Source organism: Spirosoma lituiforme (assembly GCF_054776635.1).
In genome coordinates, this window is sequence record NZ_BAAHBO010000002.1 from 424879 (window position 1) to 443717 (window position 18839).

The 18839-nt window shown below is 52.3% G+C and carries 14 protein-coding genes; 7 read left to right on the plus strand and 7 right to left on the minus strand.

Translation table 11 applies throughout. The annotated features are described in order from the left end of the window. Positions 1-83: 83 nt before the first annotated feature. Positions 84-1490 (plus strand): sensor histidine kinase, encoded by a 1407-nt coding sequence (locus tag ACYU87_RS10225; RefSeq protein WP_461133966.1) that lies wholly within the window; start codon positions 84-86, stop codon positions 1488-1490. 8 nt (positions 1491-1498) lie between these two features. Here ACYU87_RS10225 and ACYU87_RS10230 read toward each other — a convergent pair whose 3' ends face one another. Together ACYU87_RS10230 and ACYU87_RS10235 are read right to left on the minus strand one after the other, a co-directional pair. Next, positions 1499-2302 (minus strand): phytanoyl-CoA dioxygenase family protein, encoded by an 804-nt coding sequence (locus ACYU87_RS10230; protein WP_461133967.1) that lies wholly within the window; start codon positions 2300-2302, stop codon positions 1499-1501. A 28-nt stretch (positions 2303-2330) separates the two neighbouring features. After that, on the minus strand, positions 2331-3608 hold the full coding sequence (locus ACYU87_RS10235; RefSeq protein ID WP_461133968.1) for a 3-phosphoshikimate 1-carboxyvinyltransferase: 1278 nt from the start codon (positions 3606-3608) through the stop codon (positions 2331-2333). Between the two features lie 229 nt (positions 3609-3837). Between ACYU87_RS10235 and nagA the strand changes: the two genes are divergently transcribed. Beyond that, positions 3838-5022, plus strand: a complete 1185-nt coding sequence (nagA, locus tag ACYU87_RS10240) for an N-acetylglucosamine-6-phosphate deacetylase (RefSeq protein WP_461133969.1) — start codon at positions 3838-3840, stop codon at positions 5020-5022. 11 nt (positions 5023-5033) lie between these two features. Here nagA and ACYU87_RS10245 read toward each other — a convergent pair whose 3' ends face one another. Beyond that, complete coding sequence (locus ACYU87_RS10245) at positions 5034-6461, minus strand: tetratricopeptide repeat protein (protein WP_461133970.1); 1428 nt, start codon at positions 6459-6461, stop codon at positions 5034-5036. A gap of 569 nt (positions 6462-7030) precedes the next feature. Between ACYU87_RS10245 and ACYU87_RS10250 the strand changes: the two genes are divergently transcribed. Beyond that, complete coding sequence (locus ACYU87_RS10250; protein ID WP_461133971.1) at positions 7031-9985, plus strand: TonB-dependent receptor; 2955 nt, start codon at positions 7031-7033, stop codon at positions 9983-9985. A gap of 14 nt (positions 9986-9999) precedes the next feature. Next, a complete protein-coding gene (locus ACYU87_RS10255; RefSeq protein WP_461133972.1) occupies positions 10000-10509 on the plus strand; it encodes a hypothetical protein in 510 nt (169 codons plus the stop codon). Positions 10510-10631: 122 nt separating this feature from the next. Here the strand turns inward: ACYU87_RS10255 and ribD are convergent, their stop codons facing one another. Then, positions 10632-11753 carry a bifunctional diaminohydroxyphosphoribosylaminopyrimidine deaminase/5-amino-6-(5-phosphoribosylamino)uracil reductase RibD gene (gene ribD / locus ACYU87_RS10260; RefSeq protein WP_461133973.1) on the minus strand — a complete coding sequence of 374 codons (1122 nt, stop codon included), beginning with the start codon at positions 11751-11753 and terminating at the stop codon, positions 10632-10634. Between the two features lie 161 nt (positions 11754-11914). On the opposite strand from ribD, the gene prmC reads away from it, so the two are divergent. The 3 genes from prmC to msrB all read left to right on the plus strand — a co-directional run bounded on the left by prmC (position 11915) and on the right by msrB (position 14418). Further along, complete coding sequence (gene prmC / locus ACYU87_RS10265; RefSeq protein ID WP_461134365.1) at positions 11915-12763, plus strand: peptide chain release factor N(5)-glutamine methyltransferase; 849 nt, start codon at positions 11915-11917, stop codon at positions 12761-12763. A 105-nt stretch (positions 12764-12868) separates the two neighbouring features. Then, the gene (locus ACYU87_RS10270) at positions 12869-13846 is read left to right on the plus strand and encodes an AAA family ATPase (protein ID WP_461133974.1); all 978 of its coding nucleotides are present in this window, start codon (positions 12869-12871) and stop codon (positions 13844-13846) included. Between the two features lie 62 nt (positions 13847-13908). Continuing rightward, positions 13909-14418 carry a peptide-methionine (R)-S-oxide reductase MsrB gene (gene msrB, locus ACYU87_RS10275; protein ID WP_461133975.1) on the plus strand — a complete coding sequence of 170 codons (510 nt, stop codon included), beginning with the start codon at positions 13909-13911 and terminating at the stop codon, positions 14416-14418. A gap of 788 nt (positions 14419-15206) precedes the next feature. On the opposite strand, the gene ACYU87_RS10280 is transcribed toward msrB, so the two are convergent. The 3 genes from ACYU87_RS10280 to ACYU87_RS10290 form a co-directional block, all read right to left on the minus strand. Beyond that, positions 15207-16736 carry an MBOAT family O-acyltransferase gene (locus ACYU87_RS10280; RefSeq protein WP_461133976.1) on the minus strand — a complete coding sequence of 510 codons (1530 nt, stop codon included), beginning with the start codon at positions 16734-16736 and terminating at the stop codon, positions 15207-15209. A gap of 70 nt (positions 16737-16806) precedes the next feature. Then, positions 16807-17781: a glycosyltransferase gene (locus tag ACYU87_RS10285; RefSeq protein WP_461133977.1), complete on the minus strand. Its 975-nt coding sequence runs from the start codon at positions 17779-17781 to the stop codon at positions 16807-16809. A 45-nt stretch (positions 17782-17826) separates the two neighbouring features. Next, positions 17827-18813 carry a glycosyltransferase family 2 protein gene (locus tag ACYU87_RS10290; protein ID WP_461133978.1) on the minus strand — a complete coding sequence of 329 codons (987 nt, stop codon included), beginning with the start codon at positions 18811-18813 and terminating at the stop codon, positions 17827-17829. Between the last annotated feature and the right edge of the window lie 26 nt (positions 18814-18839).

The following is an 18839-nucleotide window of genomic DNA, read 5'->3' on the forward strand; positions in this document are numbered from 1 at the left end:
CCGTCAGTTGCGACTGGCTGACGAACCAGCAACATAGTCGTCGTCCGCTCATGACTGACGACTGACCAACGTACGAATTTCCCATGAATATCCGCACTCGCCTGACTCTGCTGTTTGTTTTACTGGTCGCTTCCATTGTTCTGCTCTTTACCGTTTCCGTTTACTACCTGTATGACCAGTTCAGGGAGCAGGAATTCCAGCAACGGCTTGTCGAAAAAGCCTTTACGACCGTCAGATTACGCGAGGACGTAGGTGAGGTACCACGGGCCGATTTGCCTGTTCTGACCGATGAGCAGGTCACGATCTACAGCCGCCAGGGCACCGTTTTATACAATCAGGAAACCAAACGGCCCCGCTTTCCCATAACCCCGAGCCTTCTTGGCAAAGTTGCCTACAACAAACCCCAGTATGTACGGATAGGCGATACGGAAGCCATTGCCGTTCTGCATTTGAACGCTCGAAAAGAACCCCTGATTATTGTTGCGTCAGGCAATGACCGCTACGGACTAAGTAAGCTCGATCGGCTGCGGGAAATTCTGTTTTCGGGCTGGCTGCTCAGTCTTGTGATCGTAGGTATAGCGGGCTATCTGTTTGCAACCGACGCCCTCAGGCCGGTAGCGGAGCTCATCACCCAGGTAAATGCCATCTCGGCCACCAACATCCACGAACGCCTGCGGGTAGGTCGCCAGCGCGATGAACTGGCTGACTTGGCCCGAACCTTCAACGACCTGCTTTCCCGACTCGAAGAGGCCTTTGTGTTGCAAAAAAGCTTTGTGTCGCACGCATCCCATGAGTTGCGCACCCCGCTCACCGTCATGATGGGCCAGATTGAGGTGACCCGATTACAGGCGCGCACGACGGACGAATATGAGGTTGCTTTCGATGGGCTGCTGGATGAAGTGAAGAGCATGATCCGGCTCGTGAACGGCCTGCTCGAATTAGCCCGCGCCAGCTCGGATGTGGTAACGCTTAACAACCAGCCCGTTCGCATTGACGAACTGTTATGGCTGGCGCAGAGCCAGATTGTCAGCAAAAAGCCCGAGTACCAGATTGATATTGACTTCGATAACCTCCCCGTCCACGAAGAAGAGCTGGTCATTATCGGAGAGGAGTCACTCCTTCAGACGGCCTTCCAGAACCTGATGGAAAATGGCTGTAAATACTCGCCTGACGGAAGCGTATCGGTGCGAATAGCCTTTGAACAGGGGCGGCTGAAACTTACCTTCAGCGATCAGGGATACGGCATTCCCGAAAGCGACCTGCCGCACATTTTTGAGCCATTCTACCGGTCAGAATCAACGATGACCATTACGGGGCATGGCATTGGCCTGGCCCTGACCCGACGCATTATTGAGTTGCACCACGGCCACATCCAGGTTGATTCGATAGTTGGGAAAGGCACCACATTTCGAGTTACTCTTCCCACAACCTACACACCGGCTCAGAGTTCGGGGATCCCTAATAAACTCGGCGAAGGAGTCAGCATCTGACGTAGAAACTAACCCAGCTTCTTCACGTCCAGCACTTTCACGTTGTTCTGCTCCGCTTTTCTGAGCGTTTCGGGTGAGTACGTAGACAAACGTACGTTTTCCTGCATATCGGCTCGTTTCTGAATGTGCTGTTCGAGGTAGCGGTCGAGGTGTTTTCCTTCCAGACCATAGCTAAAAAACAGCGATACCCGTTCGCCCTCCTGCTCCCGGAACAGGAAATCGGGCAAGCGATTCTCCAGACCGACGTGCAGGGGCAGGTTGGTTAACACCTTCATACGACGGGCATTACCACTGTGGAGGGTACGCATGTTCCAGACCACAATATCACCCGCCCGCGTGTCGGCAAAGACATCGGCCCCATCAGCAGCCTCATGGCTCCCGGCTTTGAACCGGATGCCTCCACTGTAGGTATCGTGGTTCTGTAGGTAAACGCCGAACCGAATAAGGGGATACGGTCCTTCCCAATCGGCTCCCTGGCCAAACTGATACCGATCAATGTTGTCCCGGTGAAACCCTCTTGTACCTGTTCCAATCTGATACGTACTGTCGGAAAAATACACCGGCTTATCCCCCATTAGCTCACTGGCGATGGTCACAATTCGCGGGTCGTAAATAACCCAGCCCAGCCCCTCTTTACTCAGCAAATCACCTTTTACCGAAGCCGCCTGCTTGACCTGCGACACCAGACCAAGTTTTTGCTGCCGATCCCGGTATTCGTACGCTGACTGCCGTAACTGAGCTACTTCGTCTGGCGTAAAGATGTTACGGACAATGAGATAGCCCTGCTGTTCGAATTGCTCCCGGTGTGTCATAATGGGTTAAAAATTAGTTATCTTCCGATTAATTCATGTAAGCGACGGTTACTACCCGAGCCATATCATCCCAGAAAGAAGGGTACGATTTAGCTACCACACCGGGTTCATCAATGATGATTTCTTGTTGCATGGCTACCGGCGCAAACGCCATAGCCATCCGGTGATCATCGTAGGTATCGATGGTAGCAGGGCCTGATGGATTGACGGTCAGTTGGTGAACTTCGTATAGATGATTGGGCTCGATTTCAACCAGTTCAGCGCCGATCTTCTGCAACTCAGCCTGCAAAGCCGCCACGCGATCGGTTTCTTTTATCTTCAAACTTTCGATGCCGGTGAGCCGGAGAACAACCCCTTTCACGGCGGCACAAACGGCCACGGTCTGCGCCAGATCGGGGCAATCCGTGAAGTCCCAGGCCAGCGATGCAGCCGTTGGGCCTTTGGTTAATCGAACCCCCGAATCGGTGAAGGTACTTTCAACCCCCAACGATCGCATAATATCCACAATGGCACTATCGCCCTGGAGCGACTTTGCTTTCAGACCTAACAGATTGATCTCAGTTGTGAGCGGTCCGGCGGTCCGGTCGTTGGCCAGAGCCGCTACGCTGTACCAGTAACTCGCCCCCGACCAATCGGACTCAATCGCGTACGGTTTCGGCGTGTAGGGCTTCGGTGCGACGGTGATCGTCTTGGCGTCCCAATCTGCCTGCACATCGGCCCCGAAATACCGCATCTGTTCGAGGGTCATCTCAATATACGGCCGGGAACCGATAGCACCCGTCAGCTCCAGCGTCAGCCCGTTGGGAAGCAGCGGGGCAATCATCACCAGCGCCGATATATACTGGCTGCTCACATCCCCACGAATACTAAGCCGATTACCGGACTCCGTTGCTGAGGAAAACCCGTTGATTTGCAGGGGCGGGTACCCTTCCTTGTTCAAATAGGTAATGTCCGCGCCCAGCGTCCGCAGGGCATCCACAAGGATTCCGATGGGGCGTTCGCACATCCGGGGCGTACCGGTCATTTTTTTTTCCTGACCCGTAACGGCGAAATAAGCCGTCAGAAAACGCATCGTTGTCCCAGCGTCCAGCACATCAGCCGTCTGATCGGTTGATTTCAGCAACCGAATCATCGTTTGCGTATCCCGGGCGGTCGAGAGGTTTTGCAGATCGCAGCGAAATCCGGTCAGGGCGTCGATGATCAACGCGCGGTTACTTTCACTTTTCGACGAAGCGAGGGGTATCGTAGCCTGGACAAGACCCGACTGCGGTAGTGTGGCTGGGGGAGTTAAGCGAACAGCGTTCAAAAGATAAACAGGTTGGTACTGACACGAAATAGTTCGCAAAAAAACGAAAATCCTGCTACATTCCAGCCATTCCCCGAGTCAGGAAATCAGACAAGTTATTTTTTCTCCGGTGTAGCGGGAGAAAATCAGGCGACCGGCCTTTACTACAGATAGGCCCCGTCAAGACAAAGACACTGGCTTCGGGATACCGTAAACCCACTCACTCCATTAACACGCAAGTTCATCAGGCATGACCATTACGTTCACCAACGCCCATTTATTTACCGGAACCGAATGGTTACCCAATGCATCTGTCCGCGTAGCAAACGGGCGTATTCAGCAGATTAATTCATCAGCGCCGACCCAAGATGCCAACGAAAATACCACGACCATTGATCTCGACGGCGATTATCTGATTCCGGGTCTTATTGATCTGCAACTATACGGGGGCTCGGATTTATTTTTAAATGATCAGCCAACGCCCGAAACGGTTCGGCATATTTACGACGCTCATGCCCGAAACGGAACGACCACGCTGTTGCCCACCATCCATTCAACGTCGCTCGACATCATGCAGCAGTCGATGGCGGCCGTGCAGGTCGTACGGGCCGAAAATCCGTTTGGCGTACTGGGCATTCACGTTGAAGGACCTTATTTCAACCTCATCAAACGGGGAGCGCATAGCACCGCCTACGTCAGAACCCCGGCCGAAGGCGAGCTAGAAACGCTGTTCAGCACCAACGCTGATGTTATTCGGATCCTGACACTAGCCCCCGAAATGCTGACTGCCGATCAACTCAGCAAGATCAAAAAACTGAAGCACGCGAATACGCTCCTGTCCCTCGGTCATAGCAACGCAACCTACCAGCAGGCTACCGTAGCGTTCAACGAAGGCATTCCGCTGGCGACGCACCTCTACAATGCCATGCGCGGCTTCGCTAACCGGGAACCGGGTGTTGTCGGTGCTGTTTTCGACCATCCGACCGTTCGTGCCAGTATCATTGCCGATGGGTATCACTGCGACCCAACCAGCATTCGCATTGCCTACCGGTTGCTGTGTCCCGACGGCGAACCCGAACGATTGTTCCTGATTTCGGACGCGCTCTTTGCCAACCCTCCCCGACCCAATTTTGAGCTGGGTCAGTTTATTGTCCATTTCGAAGCGGATGAACCCAGACCCGGACGCTATGTCAACAACGAAGGAAATCTGGCGGGCTCGGCCATTACCCTGATCGACTGCGTCAGGATTGCCGTCGAGCAGGCGGGTATTCCACTGACAAAGGCCCTTCGGATGGCCTCGGTCATTCCTGCCGAAATCATAAATATGGGAGATCAGTTGGGTAAAATTCAGCCAGGCTACGTAGCCAACCTTGTCCGGCTGGATCAAGCCATGCGGGTGAAAGGCGTCTGGGCCTCGGGAAAGCCGATCGCGTAAGCATTTTCCGTTTAGCGGGCGTCTTGGGCAATGGCTTTCTCGTAGTTCTGGTTGATCGTTTCCAAAAACTTACCCGTTACCCAACTAATGTCCGAGTCGCGGATGAACACGAATCGTTTAGGTATCGATGTATCGGCGTAAGCCCGAAGTACAGCTTCCATCAGTAACGAACCGGCAATAAGCTGTTTTTCATTGAACTGGTTTTGTACGTTAGCCAAGTCAGCCTCCGCTTTTCGGCGAACGGTCGGGTCTGTCAGATCAGATAAGTCGGGGTGAATCAGACTTTGGTAATCCGTTGTGGCCAACCGAACAAACCGTTCGGCATCGGCCAGGGTCAGAGGCACGGCCGTCGTACCGGCTTTCTCGGGATGCAGGTAGGCGGCCATGGCCCAGGCGATACCACCACCCAGCGCCACCGTTCTGCGCTGGTGCAGGCCGGGGCTTGTGGTATTGAACTCCACGTTGATAGCGGTATCGGCAATCATTTTCACGATGCGCTGCGCTTCTGCTTTATAGGCCTCGATGGACAGCGAACGGTTATTATCGATGATGTTTGCCAGCGTCTTGGTACCATAGGGCAAGCTAACGGAATGAAACCGACGCCCGCTATCGTAATAACCACCTTTGGTATTGCCACTGCCAATGTCAACGCAGGAGGCTGTGAGCCATAGCTTCCGGGGAATGGAACCGATCATGAACAGTTCCGCTTCTCGGGCCGCCGTCAGCGTTGAGTCGATGAACAGGCTATCGCTCCCAGGCAGGCTGTTGGTTACCAGCGCCGAAAATAATTCGTAGAGCTTCTTTTTCTTGACGGGCGTTTTCCCCAACGTTTCGTTGACTCCGCTACTAAAGGCGATATACACATGATCGGCGGGAATGTTGTAGCGACGGATCGAATCCAGGTACACTTTCATTACTTCCTGACCATCTTTGAACGACTGGGCTGTGCCCGAAACAAGAGTTACGTTGGGGGCAATGGGCTTTACCTTGACGTCTTTATTGTAAAATCCATTTTCGTAGATGGTCCGAAAAATGGCCAGCTTTACCCCCGACGCGCCCACATCAATACCCGCGTATAGGTCTTTGGATGCCGTTTCGCTGATCAATTGCCGCATGGCGGCTTCGCTAGCCCCAAAGTTCAGTTTTTTGTACAGATCATGGGCCTTATGAAAATAACCCAGCGCCGTCTGGAAGTTCTCCTGGTCCCGATAGGCAAAGCCTAAATTCTCATACGTAACGGCTTCCATGTAGGCGTCTTTCGACTTCACGGCCGGCAATGCCCGTAATAGCAGGTCAATGGCCTGTTCCGGTCGATCGACCATGCGTAACGTATTGCCCAGCTTAATGAAGTGCTGCGCTTCCACAGGGGTACGCGCGCTTTGGGCCAGCGCAGAAACGGAGTAAACTAAGGTCAAAATAAGGAAGGAGACGTATTTCATTCAGTTGCAATCATTTGTTAGTCAAGCAAATAGCTAACCAAATAAAACAGTTTACTGTTGATTTCAATCGGTGCCTGTACGAATTGTTAGGTAAAGGTCCGGCTCCATCAAAACGATCCACATTTTTATCACCAAAACTACAGAAATGATTATTGACAGATGGCCAGCTTGTATGGTCTTACGCTTAAGGAAAATAGACCATAAATACTCATCTATTGTATTTATTCAATAATTCAGAATTATATTCTAAATTTTACTTGCTATACAGTAGTATAATTTTAATATTTGATCATTAACAAAAAATACTACTCTCTATTCGTGCGCACGACTAAGTTCCGGAGAGTTCATAGGTCAGGAAGTTATACCGTATAGAAACACCTATAACTGAACTGATTACCCCCAGCAAATAAGCTTACGTTTTGTTCGTTGCGAAAGCCGGTTTTTCCGGCTTCTGGCTTGCTATTACCTCAACTTTCCCATTGCATTTACCAAAAAATCAGTCCGTACAACTTTAAAAATTACCCGTATTACCGAATGATCCGTTTGTTCAACTCTAGTAAATACTAACCATGACACTAAAATTACGTAAGGATCGTGTATTGCCTGCATTAGTCGCCCTCCTGATCATGGTCGCCTTATGCCCGATAGAGACGCTGGCCCAAAGCCGAAAAATAACCGGTAAAGTCTCGGTCAGCGGAAACACCGAAGCCCTGCAGGGCGTCAACGTATTGGTCAAAGGAAACTCAAGGAAAGGAGCCGTTACGGATAGCCAGGGCATGTTCGCGCTGGAAGCGTCGCCATCAGACGTGCTGGTCATCAGTTTCATCGGTTTCAAATCGAAAGAAATAAAAGTAGGCAGCGGGACCAACTTCAACATAGCGCTGGATGAAGATGCTACCCAACTAACCGAACTGATTGTAACGGGGTCGCGCAACACGGGACGCACTATTCTGGAAACGCCCGTTCCCGTCGACGTGATCTCGATCAAGGACATTATGGGCGAACTTCCGCAAATGGATCTGGCCCAGATGCTGGCGTTCGTAGCGCCGAGCTTCAACGCGGTTCGCTCGCAGGGGGGCGATCTCAACTCGCACGTCGATCCCGTTCAGCTTCGGAACATGGCCCCCAACCAGATTCTGGTGCTTATCAATGGAAAAAGACGGCATACATCGGCTTTGCTCATTACCGAAACCGCGGTGGGTAGTCCGTCTACTACCGTCGATCTGATGACGATTCCCGTGTCGGCGATTGACCGGGTCGAAATTCTTCGCGATGGGGCGGCTGCACAGTATGGCTCTGATGCGGTCGCTGGCGTGGTTAACATCATCCTGAAAAAAGGCACGAACAAACTGACGGGCAGCCTCACCGGTGGCGGTTACGCCAACACGGGCGGACAGGCCGGGGCGCTGACCAAAGCGGGCAAACCCGATGGCTTCAATTACCAGTTCGACGCCAATTACGGTTTCAAAATCAGCGACAAAGGCTACTTCAACGTTTCGGGCCAGATCACCCAGCGCCGACCCACCTTACGGCCGTTCGTTAACGACTGGGGGTTCTTCGACAACACCTACCTGAATAACCTGAGAACCGATAAAAATGGGAATCCGGTGATCACAAATCCGGAATTGATCAACGCACAGGTAGCCGGTAATGCGTCGCAGATTTCCGCCCTGAAAACGGAAACGGGTTTGATGAGTGCCCGCGGATTGACCAAAGCCGATTTTGCGGTATACGCGGGTATGCCGGCCATTACCCTAGGCAGCACGTTTTACAATGCGGGTTACGAAATCAACCCGACCACCACGATCTACAGTTTTGGCGGGGCGTCGTATAAATACCTGGAAGGGTTCTCCTGCTATTTCCGCCGACCCGCCCAGACCGACCGGTTCAATTACCTGCTCTATCCAAACGGATTCAGACCCCAGATGACGTCGAATACGTCGGATATCTCGAACACCATTGGCCTCAAAAGTAAAATCGGCGAGTTCAGCGTCGATTTCAGCAACACGTTTGGCCGGAACACCATGCGTCTGGGTATGGTCAATACCATGAATGCGTCTCTCGGCTCCAATACGCCGGTGAACATGAACCTGGGTACGCACCAGTTTTCGCAGAACTCCACCAACCTCGACATGTCCCGCTATTTCAAAGGCGTAATGAATGGCCTGAACGTTGCTTTCGGCGCGGAGATGCGGATTGAAAACTACAAGATCATTAAGGGCCAGGAAGAAAGTTACGCCTACGGCAATGCGGGCATTCTTACGGTAGCCAGAGACGGCCTGCTGGTTGGCCCGGACGGCAAGCCGCTGGAAGATGCCAGCAGTACACCAATCGTTGATGCAAACGGGCAGCCCTTATCCGTTTATGCGGGTCAGCAGGTAACCGTTAAATCGTTATCCTCTAACTGCCAGTGCTTTGCGGGCTTTGGCCCCAAAAACGAGCGGAACGAGTTCCGGACTACGATGGCCGCCTATCTGGATGCGGAACTGGAACTTACCCGGAAATTCCTGCTGGCGGGCGCTTTCCGCCTGGAAAACTACTCTGACTTCGGCGGGGTAACCATTGGCAAGCTGGCCGCCCGCTATTCGCTGACCAAAACCCTGTCGATCCGTGGCTCTATTGCCACTGGCTTCCGGGCACCATCGTTGCAGGAACTGAACTACACCCACACCGCGACGGCTTTCGTACCCGACGCCAACGGTATTCCACAACCACTGGACGTGACCACCTACCCCACTAACAGCACAGCAGCCCGGGTATTGGGCATTAAAGGACTGAAACAGGAACAATCTCGTACGTATGGGTTCGGTCTGACCTATCAGCCAGCACCAGGTTTCGAAGTAACCCTGGACGCGTACCAGATCGACGTTGACAACCGTATCTTCAGAACCAGCTATTTCAATGCGTCGGAAGTTGGGAATAACTACCAGGAAGTTATCGGTGATGGCGAAGCTCAGTTTTTCGTCAACGGCGCGGATGTCCGGTCGAAAGGCGTCGAAGCCGTTGGTAACTACACGCTCAACCTGAAACGAGGCAGCAGTGTCACATTCAGCCTTGCCGCCATTTTCAGCAAGAATACGGTTCTCAACCGGAAAGTGCTCGACCTGAACGTCGCCAATCTCACTCCCGACCAAATTGTGGGCAAATACCTCAGCCGCGACGTAATCGGGCAATTTGAAACGGGCACGCCCCGAACAAAACTGATCGGTTCGGTTACCTACCGCGTCAACAAATTCAACACAATGCTGAGAGGTACGTACTTCGGAACGGTTACGGAGCGGTCGGTATCGTCGGACAACGATGGCAATTTTTATGACCAAACATTTTCGGGACAGGCCATCTTCGACCTAAGCTTCGGATATGATCTGAACCGGAACGTGAAACTGTCCCTCGGCGGTAGCAACATCCTCGATAAATACCCTCAGATACTCCGGTCCGAAAATCAGGGGTTTTACCTGTATTCCAACAACCAGCAAGGCTCTAACGGTGCCTACTATTATGGCCGTCTGATGTTCAACTTCTAACTGTACCTCCAGCGATGAACCGATTTTTCAACACACGAAGCACGATCGCCGTACTGGGCATCCTTTTCTCACTCATTACGTTACTCAGTTCCTGCGAACAGCAGAAGTTTGAACCCAATACGAGTGTTGCACCGGGCGGGGGTACCCTAACGACCTACAAGTCGTACACGCTCACGTCGGCCACGGGAGCAACCATATACGGGCGGGTGGTCTTTTACAAATACAATTCGGCGGTTACCCTGGTCGAGGTGGGTCTTTACAACACAACAACCGGAACACCCTACACCGCATCTATTTACGAAGGAAAAATGGCTGATAGTGCCGCAAAATCCCTCAAAGCCCTCGATGCCATTAGCGGAGCAACCGGCGAATTTTCCACGAACAAATATTACACGATAAGCGAGGCAGGCTTCTACGATAAGTTGACTACCTACAACGCCAACGTCAAGGTTATGTCGGGCACCAGTCTGGTAGCGAGTGGAAATATTGGCAGCAATGCCACGCCCGTTGCCCAATCGCAATAGGCAGGGTGGCCTGATCCCTTACCTACGATCACCACAATCTTCCTCTTTTGTACCTAAACGCTCCGACAAAATCGGAGCGTTTTTTTGTAGCTGAAGCTTTTCGCTGGCCTAGCGACGTGTCTTCATTCATTGACATATATGGTCAATTCATCCCGACCAATGGCTTCCCGGCTACTTAGTTTACCCCGAACCTGAGGAGCCGCGATGCCCGCTCCCAACATGGTCTGACTCCGAAATACCCTCATCTCATCCCAGAGACCAGCCTCTATGAACGATGTCAACAAACGGGTCCCGCCCTCTACCAGCACGGACTGGATCTTTCGCTGGTAAAGGTCGTCCAATATGTATGCGAGCGACGACTCCGTGCGATCAGGTATGAATGAATACGCGACATTGGGGAAACCGGATTCGCTTTTACCCGCAACACGATGGTACACAATAGTCGGTTGAGAACCGTCGAACAAATGCAGCGAATGCTCCAGCGACAACCCACTATCAACCACAATACGTATCGGATGCTGATTTGAGGGGATAGGCCCGGCCTGGATGGGCCCATCCAGGCCGGGCCTATCCAGGCCGGGCCAAAGGCGAACGTTCAGACGAGGATTATCCAGCCGGGCCGTATTAGCCCCTACCATAATAGCAGGCTCTTCGCTGCGCCAGCGATGCACCAGCCGATGGGCCAGATCGCCACTTATTTTAACCTGCCGCCCCTGCTCACCGGCAATGAAGCCGTCGGCCGTCTCCGCCCACTTCAGCATGATATACGGGCGTTTATGCTCAAAAAACGTAAAGAACCGGGCATTCAGTTTGCGGCCCTGCTCGGCAAGCAGGCCCGTTTCTACCGAAATACCGGCCTCCCGAAGTTTGGCAAACCCCTGCCCCGACACGAGTGGATTAGGATCATCATTGCAACAGATAACCCGTTTCACCCGACTGTCAACGAGCAGATCGGCGCAGGGGGGCGTTTTCCCCCAGTGCGAGCAAGGTTCCAGCGTTACGTAAACGGTCGCTTCGGGTAACAGATGCCGGTCTTCGGGCTTCACCGAGCGAACGGCGTTCACCTCGGCGTGCCAGTCGCCATAGCGCTGGTGCCACCCCTCCCCAATAATACGCGGCTCCTCAGAACCCGACGCGTACGTAATAACACAGCCGACCATGGGGTTAGGGCTAACCTGCCCCCGACCGAGGCCAGCCAGTTCGAGCGCACGACGCATAAACCGTTTATCCATCTCTGTTACCATCTTTTGTACCCGTTTTAACTGTTGTTGACAAGGCATGCTATCCTCGACCAACCGTACTTTTTGCGGACAACAGGAGCCATCTGGCCATCAGAAGCCGCAAATCCCCGTACGGAACCGCCTAAACTTTCCTATTTTTGGCAAAATTACTCGTCCCGAATCAAATGGCTACTGCCAAACCCTTATACGAACGCCTTAGCAAGAACATTACAGCCTACGCTCCCGAAGAAGCCCGGGAAATGGCCTTTATGCTACTGGATCATTATTTCGGTTTCCGAAAGACTGATGTGCTTACCGATAAACCACTTCCGCCAAACCGTACGGAGCCCGACTGGTTCAAGATTCTCGAACGATTGAATCGGCAGGAGCCCATCCAGCACGTTATTGGTACGACCATCTTTTGTGGCTTAGAGTTTGAGGTGTCGCCCGATGTGCTGATTCCCCGTCCCGAAACCGAAGATCTGGTTCGCCTGATCATGCACGATTTTGCCGACCGTGTTGATGATGTTCCTATTCTGGACATTGGTACCGGCAGTGGGTGCATTGCCATTACGCTGGCCCGGTTTCTGCCGCAATCCGTAGTAACCGGCTGGGATGTATCGATGGAGGCCCTGGCACTGGCTCGCCAGAACGCGGAGAATCTTCATGCCGACGTTGACTTTTCGATTCAGGATATTCTGAATGTTCCCCCTGATTTCGACCAGCGGTTCGATTGCGTGGTTAGCAATCCACCCTACGTAACCCGTTCGGAGGCCGCGGATATGGACCGCAATGTACTGGACTACGAGCCGGATCTGGCTCTTTTCGTGGAAGACAATGACCCGCTGGTTTTCTACAAAGCCGTGGCTGATTTCTGCGTCCGGTATCTGACAAAAGACGGCGCTTGCTACGTCGAAATCAATGAACGCTTTGGCGAAGCGACCCGGCAGGTTTTTGCGGACCGGGGCTTTACCAAAATTCATGTGTACAAGGACATTCACGGCAAGGACCGCAGTATCCGGATAACGTTTTAAGGTAGTTTGTCTGTGATTTACGGTTTAGAGCTTGTGGTTTGCGGGTTGCGATTGCCGTGAACCACCAACTCCGAACCGTAAACCACAGACCGTAAACGGATTATTATGCAACCAACGACGTCATTCACGTACCATACTAAGATCCGCGAGGTATTCAATGAAATGAGCCAGGTGGTGGTCGGGCAGGACCGATTGCTTAACCGGTTGCTCATCGGCCTGTTTACGGGTGGCCATATTTTACTCGAAGGCGTGCCGGGTCTGGCCAAAACCCTGACAATCAACACGCTTGCCAAAGTGCTGGAACTGGATTTTCAGCGTATTCAGTTTACCCCCGATCTGCTGCCCGCCGACCTGATCGGCACCATGATTTTTAATCAGAAAACGGCGGAGTTCGAAGTGAAGCAAGGCCCCATCTTCGCCAACCTGATTCTGGCCGATGAGGTCAATCGCTCGCCCGCCAAAGTACAGGCGGCCCTGCTAGAAGCCATGCAGGAAAAGCAGGTTACGATTGGGGAAGAAACCTTTGTTCTCGACCGTCCTTTTCTGGTACTGGCTACGCAAAATCCGGTTGAACAGGAAGGTACGTATCCTCTCCCCGAAGCGCAGGTAGACCGCTTCATGATGAAGGTCTTCGTAGACTACCTGAACAAAGAAGACGAATTGGCCGTCATGCGCCGGATGTCGAACATGAATTTCGACTACGAGGTACAGCCCGTGCTGGGCAAGGAAGAACTGTCCGCCATTCGCGACGAGATCAATGGCATTACTATTTCAGAAACCCTGGAGCGGTACATCATCGAGCTGGTTTTCGCGACGCGTCGGCCCCTGGAATACAACCTCCGGGACGAGGCTCGTTACATTCAGTTCGGGGTATCGCCACGGGCCAGCATCAACCTGAATCTGGCCGCCAAAGCCCTCGCCTACTTCGACCGCCGGGATTATGTCTTGCCGGAAGACATCAAGGAGGTGGCTCCGGATGTATTCAACCACCGCATCATGCTCAATTACGAAGCCGAAGCCGACGGGGTTACCACCCTACAGGTCATCGATTCCATTTTGCGAAAAGTAGCCATTGGCCGGTAAGTTTCGGTGAACGGGAAGCGGTCTGTTTTGTGTTTTAGACGAAAACATTCGGGTTTGACGCTATGCCACAAAACAGAATTTTCGTCCTGGTAGCCGTGCTGCTGATAGCCGGTTTATGGCTGTACGGTACCTTTTTTGCCAAGCCCAGGCCACCACACCAGCGCCCCGCAGGAGCGACATCGCCCGGTAACCGCCGGGTCGAGAAAACCGATGCCGACTGGAAAAAGCAGTTGACCCGCTCCCAGTACAACGTTGCCCGCGACAATGGCACCGAATGGCCTAACAGCAGCGAGTTAACCCACGAGCACCGACAAGGTATGTATACCTGCGTATGCTGCCATAATCCCCTTTTTACGTCGGCCACCAAGTTTGATTCGCACACTGGCTGGCCCAGTTTTTACGCGCCCATTGTTTCCAATGCCGTTTATGATGAGCCCGACGGTGGCCGCACGGAAGTTCGATGCTCAGTTTGCGACGCCCACCTCGGACACGTTTTTACCGACGGACCGGAGCCTACGGGTCTGCGCTACTGCATGAACGGCGTGGCGATGGCGTTTGAAGAGGGGAAGTAGCCTCACTCCTATTCCGTTTAGAGCAGATAGTTAATCAGAGACTAGTCATTGAGTGAGCTAACGTTACGCTATTCTAACTACATTTTTCGGAAAATTCGCAATTTGCGAATCACGAATTATGAGAAAGCATAATGGTATGCGCCCGCAAGACGTACCTGTATTATTGAAGATTATTGCTCAATACAATAGAAGCTGGGTTGAGATTAATCCTTTAGGTATAGTACGTGTCTTACCAAAATCTTGACGAGATATATTAAATAAAGAAATTGCCTCTCAGCTTCAAATTAGTCCTTCGGAGGTAACCGAATCGCTGGCGCGATCAGCGTTTGCGGGTTTGTACGATCCAGCGACCAAACATGTCATGGCTCGTGCTCTACTTGACTTTTTACAGTATGGTATCAAGTATGTCTTCCCGCAGTAACCGGGAGCGCTGGTTCGGGGTATGCCCACACAACCATTGTGTGATCTTATTCAATCAAATGAGCCCTACGTGTGGCCGGATGCAGATGGTGCTGTTCGAGGCCAGGCTATCGAACCACTCTATCCAACCGCCGTGCAGGCTGCTACTAACGATCCCCTGCTTTACGAAATGCTGGCCTTAGTTGACGCCATACGAGTTAGTAAATCCAGAAAGGTAAATTTAGCAGTTAATGAACTTAGCAAACGCATACTCCTCACAGCATGAGCCATCATACCAATATAGTACGACTGCGTGCTGTAGCCAATGCGTTATCCGAGCTTAATGAAAAGGTGATCTTTGTAGGCGATATAGTGAAAAAGAGCGCTTCTCAGAACTGAAAATAAATGAACTGGTTCGAGGAGAACACGCCGAATAAGTACGTAGCGAAGGTGATCAGTACAAACAGGGCGGCAAACCGGAGCGTGCTTCGGGTGGGAATGGTGAGGTAAAACTGCTCTTTTATTAACAGAAAGACGATCAGAAAAACACTGAACCACATCTCGGTTGTATTCATGGGACTGTCGAGGTGATCACTGAACGACAGCGTTGGAATCCGTTTCAGGATCAGGAAAGCATCGCCCAGATTACGGGCGCGGAAAAACACCCAGGTCAGCATGATGAGTACGAACGTACTGAGCGTATTGGCCACCACGCGCAGTGGCGAATGCGGTTTAGGCGCACTGGCAGGCGAGTGAATCTGTTTGGCCGGTGTCGATATGAAACCCAGTCGGGCTAATACTTTATCCCGCAACACAGCCAGAATCTGGTATAACCCATTCAATCCTCCCCAGATTACATAAGTCCAGTTAGGACCATGCCAGAGGCCGCTGGCCAGGAAAACGATCATCATGTTGATGTACTGACGCACTTCCCCTTTTCGGTTGCCCCCGAGTGGAATGTACAGGTAATCGCGGAACCAGGTCGAGAGCGAAATATGCCAGCGTCGCCAGAATTCCGAGACGGACTGGGCAATGTAGGGTGTCCGGAAGTTTTCCATGAGTGAAAAACCCATGACCCGGGCGGCTCCAATCGCCACATCGGAGTAGCCCGAAAAATCGCAGTAAATCTGGATCGTGTAGAAAAATGTGGCTGCCAGCAACGTCAGGCCATTCTGTTGAGCTGGATCGGCGTACGCGTGATCGACCAGCATAGCCAGCCGGTCGGCAATAACGAGTTTCTTGAATAAGCCAAAGGCCATCTGCATCAGGCCCGCTTTGACGTTCTCTTTATCGTACTTAAAATAGTCGTGGAACTGCCAGAGTACGTTTTGCGGCCGCTCGATGGGACCGGCTACCAGCTGCGGGTAAAACATGACATAGAGGGCGTAAATACCAAAATGCCGCTCCGCCTTTTGGTTGCCCCGATACACCTCAATCGTGTAGCTCATGGCCTGAAATGTGTGAAACGACAGACCGATGGGCAGAATACTCATGTTGTTTTTATACGACAAAATACCGCTCTGCCCGAACGCGTGCAACACTTTAATAAACACCCGATTGACCACGTCTGTAACGGATTCGGCCACGCCGGGCATACTCAGGTTTTCGAACAGCAGAGCCAGGTTTTCGGCGAAAAAGCCGAGGTATTTAAAAAAAGCCAGAATACCCAGGTTCGAGATGAGCGACAGAATGAGCAGCCATCGTCGGGATTTACCACTCGTTTTCTCGATCCAGATCCCGGCAATGTAGTCAATGACAATGGTCAGAAACAGGATAAGGATGTACGCGGGCTGGAAAACCATGTAGAAATAGCAGCTGGCTATTAACAACAGTATCCATCGTCCCTGCCATTTCAAGCTGAAATAGCTAAGCGTAACGACAATGAAGAACAGTAAAAATTGTAGTGAATTAAATAGCATCGTTCAGTGATCCACGACGTGGGGGTTGCAGCGGCACAGCACCGGCCTTCAGCCACCTGCCGTAAACCTATTAATACACCTTCTCGACCTCTTCGACGAAATCCCCAAATTGCCGTGCCGGAATAAACTGGGGCTGCGTTCGATACGACAGCACGATGAATACCAGCAGCAGCGAGATAAGAAACGCCTGGAGGATAACGATCAGGAATGAAAAAACTAAATAACTGGCCCAGCCCGGCACAGCCGCATCCGTAAACAGGCGCAGAAACACCACCACGCCAATCCCGAATACCGACACAACCACCATCGTAACGCAAAATAAGGCTAACCGCACGGCAGTTGTATCCATCAGGACCGACACGGCGCTCAACCCATGCAGCACCAGCGAGACAAAGTTCATTTTGGACTCCCCCGCCAATCGACGGCCGCGTTCCAGGGGCACGGCCGTGTAAGGCAGCCGCGACCGAATTACGCCACCGGGGTAGTTATTCCAGATTTCTGACACGTACGCCAGTTTACGCAACTGACGGGCGGGCACAAGGCTGAAATTCCCAAACGTGATCACCTTCCCCGTCAGCAGACGAAAAACACTTTTGTAGACCTCGTAGAACAACCGGAAGATCAGGCTTTCGTGTCGTTTGGCGCGATGGGCAAACACAATCCGGCCCGGATTGGCAGCGCCGGTTTGCAACAGCTGGGGAATATCTTCGGGCCGGTCTTCGCCATCGGAATCCATAACAATGGTAGGATACTGATCGGGTAACGAAGCCAGATACGACAACCCAAGCGCAATGGCTTTCTGATGACCAACGTTCCGAAAAAGACGCAGCACCGACAACGACTGGCCAATGCCATTGGGCAGGGTTTCGAAGTTCGTTGATGAGCAATCATCGACGATCAAAAAACTCAGTCGACTGGTTAAGGACGGCTCGTTGACATCCCGAATACGTTCCAGTAATAGCCCCAGCGCCTGCCAGTCATTGAATAATGGAATGACGATATTGATACGATCAGGGTAGGCGGTTAAGGTATTATCTAATGCCATCGGGGTTCTTTACAGAGAAAAACAGGTTGTTTAGCGGGTGGTCGGCTAGGCAGTCGTGGTTGGATCTGCGCTTCTGAGACTGGGCAAAGGCTGACGTTGCTGGTGTCGGATAACCTCCCGAACAACGTACAACGGACGGCCTTTAGCCTGGAAAAATATGCGCAATACGTATTCGCCAATCAGACCCAGCGCGATGAGCTGTACGCCACTGAAAAGAACGATAACGAACAGCAGTGCGGTAAAGCCCTGCGGTACGTCGTGGTACACAAACCGTTTTATCAGGGTCTGAATCAGGTAGATCGCAGCCACGCCAATCGTGAACATACCCATTCGGGTGATCAGCTTGACGGGGTATTCACTGAAGTTAAAGATGCCATTGTAGGCCAGGCGTTGCAGCATACTGAACGAGTATTTCGACTCGCCATCCAGCCGGGCGTCACGCTCGTACTCAACCCCGATCTGGCGGAAACCAATCCAGCTTCGCATCCCCCGGATAAACCGGCTCTCCTCGGGCATTTGCTTCAGTACATCGGCCACCCGGCGACTGATGAGGGAGAAATCACCACTGTCCAGCGGCAAATCGACGTACGAGATCGACCGCATGAGCCGGTAAAACAACGAATAGGCCGTTCGTTTAAACCAGTTTTCCTTTCGCTTCTTCCGAACGGCATACACTACATCGTATCCTTCCTGAAACTTCTGGTAAAACTCTGTCAGTAACTCGGGGGGATCCTGCAAATCGCCGTCAATGATGAACAGAGCTTCGGTGCCTATAGCCGAGGCTATACCGGCCGTGAGCGCAATCTGATGCCCATAGTTGCGGGACAGGAATACGCACTGGTAGCGGCTGTCGGTGAGGGCCAGTTGCTGCATCAGTATAGCCGTTGTATCACGACTCCCATCGTCCACCAGCACGACTTCAATGTGCAGGGGTGACGCGTCCATAACGGCGTTCAACCGGGCAACAAGACGCGGCAACGATTCCGTTTCGTTGTACAACGGAGCAATAATAGAAATCTGTGGATTCGGCAAAACAGTGAATATTGAGTCTGTACAGA